12 protein-coding genes and 1 pseudogene are annotated in these 11,127 nt (G+C 52.3%); 3 read left to right on the top strand and 10 right to left on the bottom strand.

Annotated features, from left to right (window positions below):
* The coding region (locus ACRCWW_RS01190; RefSeq protein WP_259293634.1) for a hypothetical protein at nucleotides 1-83 on the top strand (83 nt) is incomplete at its 5' end.
* A gap of 456 nt (nucleotides 84-539) precedes the next feature.
* Complete coding sequence (locus ACRCWW_RS01185) at nucleotides 540-2,063, top strand: EAL domain-containing protein (protein ID WP_438680756.1); 1,524 nt, start codon at nucleotides 540-542, stop codon at nucleotides 2,061-2,063.
* 86 nt (nucleotides 2,064-2,149) lie between these two features.
* Here the strand turns inward: ACRCWW_RS01185 and ACRCWW_RS01180 are convergent, their stop codons facing one another.
* From ACRCWW_RS01180 to ACRCWW_RS01135, 10 genes are all read right to left on the bottom strand, one after another.
* The gene (locus ACRCWW_RS01180; protein WP_438680755.1) at nucleotides 2,150-3,502 is read right to left on the bottom strand and encodes a VasL domain-containing protein; all 1,353 of its coding nucleotides are present in this window, start codon (nucleotides 3,500-3,502) and stop codon (nucleotides 2,150-2,152) included.
* A 47-nt stretch (nucleotides 3,503-3,549) separates the two neighbouring features.
* Nucleotides 3,550-3,999, bottom strand: coding sequence for a bactofilin family protein (locus ACRCWW_RS01175; protein WP_438680754.1), 450 nt, complete (start codon nucleotides 3,997-3,999; stop codon nucleotides 3,550-3,552).
* Nucleotides 4,000-4,186: 187 nt separating this feature from the next.
* The gene (locus ACRCWW_RS01170) at nucleotides 4,187-4,651 is read right to left on the bottom strand and encodes a hypothetical protein (protein WP_438680753.1); all 465 of its coding nucleotides are present in this window, start codon (nucleotides 4,649-4,651) and stop codon (nucleotides 4,187-4,189) included.
* 54 nt (nucleotides 4,652-4,705) lie between these two features.
* Complete coding sequence (locus ACRCWW_RS01165; protein WP_438680752.1) at nucleotides 4,706-5,581, bottom strand: TPM domain-containing protein; 876 nt, start codon at nucleotides 5,579-5,581, stop codon at nucleotides 4,706-4,708.
* 5 nt (nucleotides 5,582-5,586) lie between these two features.
* The gene (locus tag ACRCWW_RS01160) at nucleotides 5,587-6,192 is read right to left on the bottom strand and encodes a LemA family protein (protein ID WP_438680757.1); all 606 of its coding nucleotides are present in this window, start codon (nucleotides 6,190-6,192) and stop codon (nucleotides 5,587-5,589) included.
* A gap of 53 nt (nucleotides 6,193-6,245) precedes the next feature.
* Nucleotides 6,246-6,701, bottom strand: a complete 456-nt coding sequence (gene tssE / locus ACRCWW_RS01155; RefSeq protein WP_438680751.1) for a type VI secretion system baseplate subunit TssE — start codon at nucleotides 6,699-6,701, stop codon at nucleotides 6,246-6,248.
* Nucleotides 6,701-7,237: a type VI secretion system lipoprotein TssJ gene (gene tssJ / locus ACRCWW_RS01150; RefSeq protein WP_438680750.1), complete on the bottom strand. Its 537-nt coding sequence runs from the start codon at nucleotides 7,235-7,237 to the stop codon at nucleotides 6,701-6,703. The genes tssE and tssJ overlap by 1 nt, the downstream gene beginning before the upstream one ends.
* Nucleotides 7,212-8,315, bottom strand: coding sequence for a type VI secretion system baseplate subunit TssG (gene tssG / locus ACRCWW_RS01145; RefSeq protein WP_438680749.1), 1,104 nt, complete (start codon nucleotides 8,313-8,315; stop codon nucleotides 7,212-7,214). The genes tssJ and tssG overlap by 26 nt, the downstream gene beginning before the upstream one ends.
* Entirely contained in the window at nucleotides 8,270-10,033 is a 1,764-nt protein-coding gene (gene tssF, locus ACRCWW_RS01140) for a type VI secretion system baseplate subunit TssF (protein WP_438680748.1), read from the bottom strand. The genes tssG and tssF overlap by 46 nt, the downstream gene beginning before the upstream one ends.
* Nucleotides 10,034-10,098: 65 nt before the next feature.
* Nucleotides 10,099-10,785 carry a DUF3592 domain-containing protein gene (locus tag ACRCWW_RS01135; RefSeq protein ID WP_438680747.1) on the bottom strand — a complete coding sequence of 229 codons (687 nt, stop codon included), beginning with the start codon at nucleotides 10,783-10,785 and terminating at the stop codon, nucleotides 10,099-10,101.
* A 237-nt stretch (nucleotides 10,786-11,022) separates the two neighbouring features.
* On the opposite strand from ACRCWW_RS01135, the pseudogene ACRCWW_RS01130 reads away from it, so the two are divergent.
* Nucleotides 11,023-11,127 (top strand): annotated as a pseudogene (locus ACRCWW_RS01130) (IS5/IS1182 family transposase); the annotation flags it as partial.

Genomic DNA, 11,127 nt, shown 5'->3' with positions numbered 1-11,127 from the left:
AGGTTGCGGAGGCAATGGCCATGGTGCGAGCGCTGAACAAAATGACGAAAGCAGGTATGCCAGAAAGCGTGCGTATTGCCTGAAAACACAACCTGCTTCGGGGAGACTTACCCGAAATCTGATTTATTCAACAAAGCCCTGCGGCGTTAGTCCGAGTCCGGGCACCACTATTTAAAGAAACCAGCTTAACGGCTGGTTTTTTGCTTTTGTATTTCCGGACTCTTCATCGAAGTGGTTCGATGATTCGCCGCAAGCGGCTCACCCCTTCGGGGCCAACGCGACAAGCGCGTTGTTCTAACGCCTGCGGCGTTAGTCCGAGTCCGGCACCACTATTCAGAAGAACCAGCCTAATGGCTGGTTTTTTGCTTTCTGGAGTTCCGGACTCTTCATCGAAGCGGTTCGATGATTCTAAGCCCCCGCCAAAGCCAATCTGGAAGAATTGCTACCAGAGCCATGGTTATTTTGTATTTTGTCGACCATGCTTTTTGTAATTCTCAAACCGACCCTTGTTACCGGCGTTTCATCCTCAGGATCTGTAAATGCGTAATGCACTTATGCCCGTCCTCGTAGCCGTAGCCATGTTTATGTTGGGCGTTTTTATTCTGAATACGCAGCTCTGGTATTCTGCGCGCGCAGACAGCCTTGCGGGTGCTCGCTATGCCATAAAGAATATGAATGTCATTCTGGATGAGGCCCACCGCGCCACGCTCTCGGCAATGGACATCGCGCAACGAGGCTGCGGTCTGGAAGAACAGTATCGGCTCGGCACCGAGGCTGCTTTGCAGCCCCATCTGAGAACGATCATGATCCTTAAACAGGATACGGTTCAGTGCTCTTCTCTGCCTGGCAACCGCGTGCTGCTGGTCAACGTCACAGCTTTATCGAATGCTCCCTTATTACTCGTCCCGGCTGACAGCACGGTAAACGGCCTTCCCGTTCTTATCTATCAAACCAATTTTGCCGACAGCCGCATTGTGGTTTCCATAAGCGACCGGCATATCCGTGATGCCTTAAATATTCCGCTCAAAGATATCTCGTATGTCTTAAAAGTGGGAAATAACGTGATAGGGGTGTCTGGCGGGGTTTCTGCGTTAGGCAATACACAGCAATTTTCTGGTCGCGCAGTGGCGACAAACTATCCCTACAGTATTGAATACAACATCCCGCCGATGATTAGCCTGCCGAGACTCATCAATAAAGGCGGCGGCATAGTGCTTTTTTTACTGCTGACATCCTGCGTTGCGGGCTGCATCCTTTATAAGTATCTGAACAAAAATACGTTACCGGATGAAGCGCTGCGAAGAGCCATTGCCAGAAATGAGATCGTCCCTTTTTATCAGCCCGTCGTAAACGGCAAGGAAGGGACACTGCGCGGGGTTGAAGTGCTGGCGAGATGGAAGGTTGCGGACGGGGGGTATATTTCTCCTGCGGTTTTTATTCCGGTGGCAGAGAAAACGGGAATGATCGTGCCCCTGACGCAAAACCTGATGGCTCAGGTGGTCAAAAACATGAATTCCATTGCCAGTAAGTTGCCGGAAGGTTTTCATGTGGGCATTAACTTCAGCGCGTCGCATATCACCTCCCCTACCTTCGTGGAGGAGTGCCTCAGCTATAAGCGAAGTTTTAGCCGACAAGATTTAAACCTGGTTATCGAAGTGACGGAACGCGAACCTTTGGATGTCGATGAGCATCTCGTCAATACCCTGAATGTTTTGCATAACAATGGCTTTACCATCGCCCTGGATGACTTTGGCACCGGTTATTCCGGGCTGTCCTATTTGCAGGATTTGCATATCGACTACATCAAAATTGACCAAAGTTTTGTCGCACGGGTCAATGCTCACGAGGACTCCACCCGAATTCTCGATTCCGTTCTGGATCTCGCACGTAAACTTTCAATCAGCATTGTCGCCGAAGGTGTGGAAACAAAAGAGCAACTCGACTATCTCAATCGAAATAACATTACTTTTCTTCAGGGATACTATTTTTTCAAACCTGTTCCGCTACCTGAGCTGGTTAAAATCCTGCTGTCTAAACCGAAGGTGAAAGTGGTGGTTGAGTAGTCATCCGCTTTATCGCGTTGCGGGTGATTACTACCAAAAAAAATGGCCCCTGGCGGGACCATTCACGAAACTTTAAAAGAGATAGATTACCTATCTGACGGCTGCGTTTGATTCGACCAGGCCTGAATCAATCCTTTTAAATGCTGTTGTACTTGCTGCTGTGTTGCAACGGCCGTATCGCTGGGCTGGCTCTGGAGCACGCGGAGCTGTTCCTCAAGAGGGACCGTCTGGCGGAAGCTGTTCATCATCTCGTAAACGCTGGATTTCAGCTCGCTGACGGTAATGTATTTCCCTTTTTGCCCGTCCAGCGCATTGAGTTTATCCACCAGCGTTTGCAACTGCTGCATGCCATTGTTCCAGCCATTTAAGGTTGCCTCTGGTAACGCATTCACTGCTTGTCTCTGCTGCCATTGCTTCTGCATTTCCGCCACCTCAGGGCTTTCTGGCCACAGCGTGTTGGCCTGCTTCAGCAAGGCATTGCCATACTGAAAGGCCCAGTCGGGTGAAAGCGCGGATAAGGATTTCAACTGTTGCGTGGCACTCTCCAGCCATTTTGACTGGTCGACACGGCTTTCCTTTGCCTGACGCAGCGTTTGTACCTGCTCGCCTGTCAGCGCTTGCGGCAATGGCGCGACTGAGGCGGTCAAAGCCTGTGAGGCCGTATCGACACGATGCACATATTGCCAGCCCCACAGCGCAATCGCGCCGACCACCAGCGCAGAGCAAACGCCTGCCAGAAATACTGGCCAGCGCTTTGGCGGTGGCAGCGTTTCATGCACCACTTCAACACTCACTTCCGGTTCCGGGCGAATGACGTACACCAGGCGGCTAACCAGCGGCACTGAGTCATCGGCGGGTACAGAAGCCAGTGCCTGCGGCGGAAGCGTGACTGCAGGTACGCTCCCCTCCTGCGGTGAACTGTTTTCCAGCCGGGTCAGGGCGCTGCGCACCTGCTGCACCAACCCTGTCGTCGGACAGGCATGCTTTAACGCCTGACGGGTCAGGATCTCATCCAGTGAAATCAACAGTTTTTCGGCCTGGTCCAGCGAAGGCAAATCACTGTGACTGAGAGAGAAAGTCCGGAATATTTTCTGCAACCGCTGGAACAGACCATTCAGAATTTCTGCCCGGGCATGCACGGTTTGCGGCCAAAGCTGCGCCCACTGATGGCTCAGCAACGCATTCAGAATGGTCAGCCCTTCATTCATTCCCTGCACGCGAGCCAGATGGCTGCGCGCGAGGGTATACCACGCCCCGGTCTGAAGCTCGACGCCGTTCAGCTCAAACAGCGAAAGAGAGAGCGTTTCGACGTGCTTCCAGCTCACATCCGGGCGAGCCGGATGAGTCAACTTGCTCATCTCTTCACGCAAGGCAATAAAATCGGCTAACGAACGAGGGTCACTGCCTGTTTTCACGGGGCGAGGTTGTACATCATGCATGGTCATATCCTGGGAGTCGAAAAGGAGAGAGTTGGGCTGGATGAGCGTCAGGCCGACGCTATGGTTTGGTTTTCTTCATGATCATGAGAAAAATCAATCACATTACTGGCCTGCATATCCGCACAATGCGCCATTTGCCCTACCAGCACGCCACCCTGCGCGACCGACAAGGTGACATAATGCAACTTGCCTTCTATTCGCCCGTGTTCGCAAATCTCAACGCTTTCTGCACAGCATTCGCCATCGATGGTGCCGTCCACCACCAGCACCGGTGAGGCCACATTCCCGGTGACCAGGCCATCCCGCATGACGGTGATCTGCCCGTCTTTCGCATGAATGTTGCCCTTCACCTGACCGTAAATAAACACCTGTCCGGTGGTGGTGATATTGCCTTCGAAAATCACACCCTGAGCAATCACGGTGCCCTGAGTTGGGTCGACGCTGGTCGCAGAATTAAGCGTGATATTCTCTTTCTTCGTCATATTTTTTCCAAACATCAGTGACGGTATCCTTTTTGTACCATGAAGAATAAAGGCCCCAGCCGATAAAATAGCGAGCACCCCGGCTATATAAGGCTGAAACAGAACCCAGGCCAGCAGGGTGAATAACCACAGCAGCAGGCCAAGATAAAAGAAGAAAAAAACCATAGGCAGCAAACTTTATGTTTCGACGCAAACCCGTCTGCTATGCGAGCAAGCGGCTCATCATGTCAAAAAATACGTCCTCGTTAAATTCACAACGTGGCGTCCAGCCCGGGCCTGTCGGGCTCCACGTCCAGCGAGCACTCTCACTTGAACGCATGAACAATCGACAGGCTGGGGTGTTTTTGCCGCCTTCACAGAAGGTGACTTCCATGCAGCCCGTCACGCCCTGTCCGTATAAAAACACCGGCGTAAACGCCACCGTTTTATTTTCATAACGAAGCAGGATGCCAGAGACATTGAATACTTTCCCGCCAATCAAATATTCAATTAATGACACCGCTGTGCTTTCAATGCCAATCCCGGTACCCGCCAGCCAGGCTTCCATATTTTCCTGAAGCTCGCCGATTCGCTGACGGAACTCGGTGATATCAGCCTGGCTGCCCTCTGCTCCTGTTCGGGATTTTTGCTCCTGAAGCTTTTTTAGAAATTGTGCTTTTGCTGTCATAGTTACCTGCGTTGTGCGTCCTTACGACCTGTCCGGATGTGTTCAGTAGAATGCTTACCAGCGTCCGGACGCTCCGCCACCGCCGCTGCTGCCACCACCACCACTGAAACCACCACTCCCACCGAAGCCTCCACCGGAACGGCCAAACCCGCCGCCACCGCCACGGAAAGGCCCTCCTCCGCCACCGGACCCGGCTCCACCCAGAAAACCGATGATGACGAGATAAACCATCATGCTTGTGGAGAAAACGAAAATAACCGTGCCAATGGCAGCGCCACTCATCAGCGTAAGTGCCGCCATAACCAGGCTGCTGAAAAAACAACGTTTCAGCGCACCAAACTTGCGGAATATCAGCAAGGGCAGGAACGGCATGCCAAACAGCCAGACAAAAATGCCAACGCCTGAAGGCTCCATAGAGTCATCGTACGAAGCGGGCTGAGTTTCGGCATCAGACGTTGGGTTGGTGGAGATCTGAATGAGCTTATTCACACCGGCCTGGATGCCGCCTTCAAAATCTCCGTGCTTCAGATAAGGCACGATAGAACGGTTGATGACCTGGCTCGCCTGCAAATCTGTCACCACGCCTTCGAGGCCGTAGCCCACTTCAATTCGCAGCGTGCGATCGGCTTTCGCCAGCACGAGCAGCAAGCCGTCATCCCGCTTTTTATCCCCCAGCTTCCAGCTGTCAAAAACGCGAGTCGAATACTGTTCGATGGTTTCGTCCCCGGTGGTCTCAACCAGCAAAACCGCAGGCTGATGCCCGGTGTCTTTTTCGAACTGAGCCAGCGTTTGGGAAATCGATGAGGTAGCCTGCGTCGAGAGCGTGTGAGTGGTGTCGGTAACCCTTTCCTGCAACGCAGGCACCGCAACAGTTTGTGCACGCGCTGCCAGCGAAACCAGCAGCGTGAGCGCTATCAGAATCAACCGCATCGCCGTCACCCCTGAGCTGGTTTTGAAAAATCAATCTCAGGCGCAGTACTGACTTTCCTGATGTCGTCCGGCTGGAAGTTCTGTTTTCTTTCGTAGCCCAGAATGCGAGCGAGGATCACACCAGGAAACTGGCGGATTTGCAGGTTGTAGGTTTGCACCGCCTCAACATAACGGTGACGCGCCACGGCGATGCGATTTTCCGTTCCTTCGAGCTGCACCATCAGGTTGGTGAACATGGCATCCGCTTTGAGTTCCGGGTAGCGTTCGCTGATCACCAACAGGCGAGATAGCGCAGAACTCATTTCCTGCTGAGACTGCTGATACGCCTGCATGCTTTGGGCGTTATCCGGCGCGCTCTGGCTCTGCGACACGCTGCCTATTCTGGCTCGGGCGTCAGCAATCTCTTTGAAGACGCTCTCTTCATGCGCAGCATACCCTTTCACCGTTGAGACCAGGTTCGGGATCAAATCAGCGCGGCGCTGATACTGGTTCATCACCTCCGCCCATTTGGCGGAGACATCCTCATCGCTGGACTGAATATCGTTATAGCCACACCCAGACAAAAACAAAATGCAGGTACAAAGGCTGACCCACTGAACAAATTTACCGATCACAACGCAATTCCTTTTCGCTAAAAATCACTTACCGTTCCACGCAGCAAACGTCATATCGACGTCTGCTTATCGAGGTAGTTTTGCTGTTTCAGGTGACGGATAAGCACGCGTCCTTCTGGCATAAAATCTGTGCCATAGCGCACCAGGCCAATCCCTTTTAATTCAGCATCAATGGCATAACACAGCTCACCGGGGATTTCCTGGTCCAACAGCACCACCGAGATACTTTTCAGACGCGGCTCATACTTGAGTAACACGACGGACAGCGTATTCATCAGTTGATGTGCGGTGCCCGGCATCCCTTGCAGAATTTTGGTCATGTCCGGCAAACCGTAATCCGGCAGATGCGCCAGCGTGCCCGCGCGACAGTTCAGAATGCGCTGCATGTTATCCAGCACCGACAAAATCACCTGGTTTTGCTCATTGACCTGATTCAGGTCGAGCCCACCGGTGAAATTGCCGTAGAGGATTTCGTAGAGAGAGGGGGCTAAATGGCTGTCAGGCATCAGTCATCCTTTACAGGGATTAAAATGAGTTGCTGATGATTCAGTTCGATACGGCGTGGATCATCCGGATCTAACTCTTCGCGGCTTAACACAATGCGCCAGGTATTGTTCGTCTGGTCAGGTGTCAAGAACATGGCTGCAACCGCCACAAACTGCGCACCGGCTTCCATTGGCATATCTACGCTAACAGCTTCACCCGGCCGAACGCGGATGTCTTTCTCAGCCACCAAATCGGCTTTGATTGCTTCACTGTCAGCGGCGAACAAGGAAGGGTAGTCCGTGCTGTCAAACGCCTTACGATCTTTAAGCTGGTAGATCCGCACCACAGTCGCCAGGGCATTTCCCTGAGCATTGTTATTCACGCCTTCTCGAGCACGAATATCCAGATGCAGCGTTTTAATTTTCTTGTAGAAAATAGACTTCGTCATCGAGACGGTGCCATCACTCACGGCCTGAGTTAACCCACACCCCGTCAGCAGCAGGCACAGCATCGCCAGAGCAGATAATCTTTTATTCACGGTAATTGCCTTCATCATCAGCATCCCTTCGATGAGGTTGTTCCAGCAAACGCTGATAACGCCCCAAATTAATTGTAATGGTGTCGAGCCCGGCCTCCGGGCGAGTTTCGGACTGCCTGCGCATCACTGCCGTTCTGCCCAACTGAATGCCACTGCCCCCTGATTGACAGGAGAGCGAGGCATCCGGAAGCAACGCTCTTGCGAGGGTTAACGTAATGCGCAAATCCAGTCTTGCGCCCAGGTAAACCTGTAACAGCGCCAGAAAATCGCGATGCAATGCCGCGCCAGGCAGCCAGGATTTGGCTTCATCCGGATTGTCGGTGGTCAGCCTGAGATGCGCCTGATGATTAACATCAATCGCATGGCTGCCCATCACCGGACGATTGGCCAGTGAAACTGGCGCAGAAGCGCTCATCCGAAGCGTTTGTCTCACCGCAATACGCGCTGGATCGTGAGGCACAATTTCCGCACGTGTATTCGGCGCAAGAAGCCGCACGATGGCGGCAATCCCCTCACTGGTGCGAGTGGGCAGCCGCATCAAGCCTGGCAGCGCCAGGAACCGGGATATGGGCGTAGCGATGTTCTCGGCGCATCCCTTCAGCCCCAGCCCCGCCAGACTCAGCAAATATTGCGAGGTTTTGTCTTTTCCTCCCGGCTGGAAAGAAGCCGGCCAGGAGTATTTACGCCAGATTCGATAAAACTGGGTGATCAGGCGATGGTTAAAGATGTCCAGAAAGTCACTGGCAACTTCATAGCCTTCTCGCCGCTGGGTAATGTCGTCGATGCAGGCTGTTGGCAGCGGAGACTCCACGCCATACAGCCCCATAAAAGTGACTAAGGCGCTAACGGGTTTATCAGGTTCATCCGGGATATCCAGACGCTTAAACTCGCCTGCAGGAAAACCCATTCCCGGATGAGGACGAAAACGCACCGGATCGTTGCTGAGCTGCCAGGTGCTGCCTATCGCGGGCGCATCAGGCTGGCTTTGCTCAAGCAGCTGGCAAAAACGGTAGAAGTTCGTCCGGCTGATATCGTCCTGAAGCTGCGCCGTTAGCCGGGCAGTCGCTGATTGTGATTCTCTTTCCATCGGATGCATTTATTTTCCGGCTGAACGATAAGGGTGAGCTGATTGAACAGGTGAATATCGCTGTACAGGGCGAGGAAACGGTTGAGCATTTCACCAAACAGGTAAATATCGCCTTCACCGCTAAAGCCATTGCTGTCGAGCGTGATTTCAATATCCACGCCCCTGAGCAAATGGCCTTTCTCGAAGCGCTGAATCAGGTGGTGCTGCACGTTGAGAATGGCGTCCAGACGACGCAGGTTCATCTCATCATGCTGCCAGTTATAGAGTTCTAGCGTGCTGCGTAGCACTTCAGCGCTGCTCATGATGTTAAGGAAGCTGGATCCTAAATGGCTCAGCACTCGCCAGTGGAAATTATCTTCCGCGGGAGGGTAAGCCGGTAACGTTGGCTTGCACAGGTTGCGCACTCTGAGGCTGGTTTGCGTGACCTGCTCGCAGCGATCGAGCAACGAGCTCATCAACGCTTTACGTGGCAACTGACCGTTAGTGCCCGTCACTTTCAGCGACAGCGTTTCCCCGGTGACCATGCGATCGGCTTCCCACATATCACCGCCCAGAATCAACCAGGTGTCATGCAGCCCGCCTGGCCCACGACGTACGCGAGTGTGGTAATAACGCGAAGGTGCTTCGCGGCGCATCATACCGCCACGATGGCGGAAGCTGGCGAAAGGAACATATTGCGCGTCGCTGGTGCGCTTAGAACCCAGAACGGAATCCACAGAATAGATTTCGGTATGCCCGTCCTGAAGGCGGCGCGGCCGAAGCAAATACTCACTTTCGAGGCCGTTAATGCGCAGCGGATCGGCCTGAATCGTAAAGAGGTTTATCACCGGCACGCAGTGTAAGCTGAGCGCATCGTCCATCACCGGCAGCTCGCTGTTCCATTGGGTGCTCAGCACCACTTCGACATCAAAGTAAGCAATGCCCGCTGGGAAGGTGATCTCCTCCAGACCGTGTAAATGAACGAAGCGGAACTTATCGCGGAAGGTGAAATATTCCAGCAGAAGCTGATAGCCGCTAAACGCGCTCTCGCCTTTTGGCCAGAGTCGGTCTTCTTCGCGGAAACCGCCCGGTGAAAACCAGCCATCAATCGCAATACGCTCGGTCTGCCCCGGTAAGCGGACATAAAGCCCGGCCTGACGACGAGTCATCGCCAGGTGAAGCGCATTACTGACAGGCACTTCGCCCGAAAGATAAAACGCCAGTTGGCTAAGATCGCACTGCTTCCAGTCAGTTTGCGGGTTACAGGCGATGCGCAAACGCAGCATCGAGCGGCCATCAGGCTCGGTTTCCATAGCAACACACGTCAGTTTTAACGGGTTCAACGGCATATCGCGCGTCGTGCGGTACTGGCAAACGGTCTGCTTCGGCCCGACTGGACGGGAGTAGATTTCCAGCCCGGCCCGCACCACTTCCCCCATTTTCATGCCAGCGATATCAGGCTCAAGAGAAACAACCGACAGGGACGGGATAGTCTTCAGATAATGCGGCCACAGCTGGCTCACCAACCCTTCCGTCAGTTCGGGCAAATCGTCATCGATTTTTTCCCGCAGGCGGCCGATTGAAAAGGCAAAACCTTCAAACAGGCGTTCCACGTAAGGATCGGGCGTTCCCGCTTTATCCAGATCGAGCATTGCAGCCCGATCCGGATGCGCACGGGAAAACTCTTTGGCAGAATCACGTAAATAACGCATTTCAGCGTCAAAATAGCGCAGGGTTAAATCATCCATAAATTCATTGCCTCAGGGCATTTTTTGCTTCGCACAGAAGGGGGAATAGTTTGGTCTGAACGTTATTACGCTTTCCAGGGGAACTTAGAGGTATCGACGTAATATTTCTTATAATTATCATGCGCCACATACACCGTGATATTCTCGTCGGAAATAAACGGAGCCGGGTCATAAAAGAAGTTACCGCTGTTAAAAACATGAACTTGATTAGTCTGTGGATCTAACCACTGACAAACAATACGCCACGGCGAACGGCCGTTAATATTGAGAGACTCATTCAACTCCACACCAAGAATTTTTGCGGTAAGCGGCTTACCGCTTTGCATCAGCTTGCTGTACTTACTGCCTTTGTTGAACAGGTACGACAGCAAGGTGCCAAAGAACAACAGGGCAAAGCCAAAAATAGCGCAGATAATTGGCCCGAGGTAGAGCCCGGCCGCATCATCAATTTGCGCATTTTTCGCATCACCGCGTTGGTAAAGCACCTCAACGATATCACCCAGGCTATTGCGATAAGATGAGCTGCCCACAGAAGATTCAAACGAAACCATCTCATCATTATCGTCAATAAACGTCACTTCCGGATACCACACAGCAGAAGAATCATTACTTTTGCTATAACGAAGATCGGTTATTTTTCCCACAGCATGTAAAGCTGTGCTTTCAAACGAATGCGTTTTATAAGCAAAGAAACCTGCCAGTGCCAAAAGTACAACACCAATAATCCATGTAATCCTGAAAATCTTGTTCATTCCCTTTCCCTTGATTTAAAAACGCATTTCTTATTCATATCGGTATTTAATAACTTGGGTAAATCTGTAAATCTTTCAGAACTGCGTCACTTCGACACAGCCATAAAAAAATCTTCCTGCCATCTTTTGCTCAGGATCCTGACCAATGATAATTTTCGTAAATTGGGGTTCAGCATCAGCTGGCGTGGTTTCACTCAGGGTTTTGGGCTTTGTTGAATAAATCGAACTTTTGCTGAGTTGAAGGATCAGATCACGCATCCTCCCGATAACGAAGACCGTTCCGTGGCAAAGCAAAAGTTCAAAATTACCAACTGGCCCACCTACAACAAAGCTCTCATCAAC

This window comes from Scandinavium sp. (genome assembly GCF_051650185.1).
Lineage (GTDB): Bacteria > Pseudomonadota > Gammaproteobacteria > Enterobacterales > Enterobacteriaceae > Scandinavium.
The sequence above is the reverse complement of the archived record's forward strand: the minus strand, read 5'-3'. Positions and strand labels throughout refer to the sequence as shown.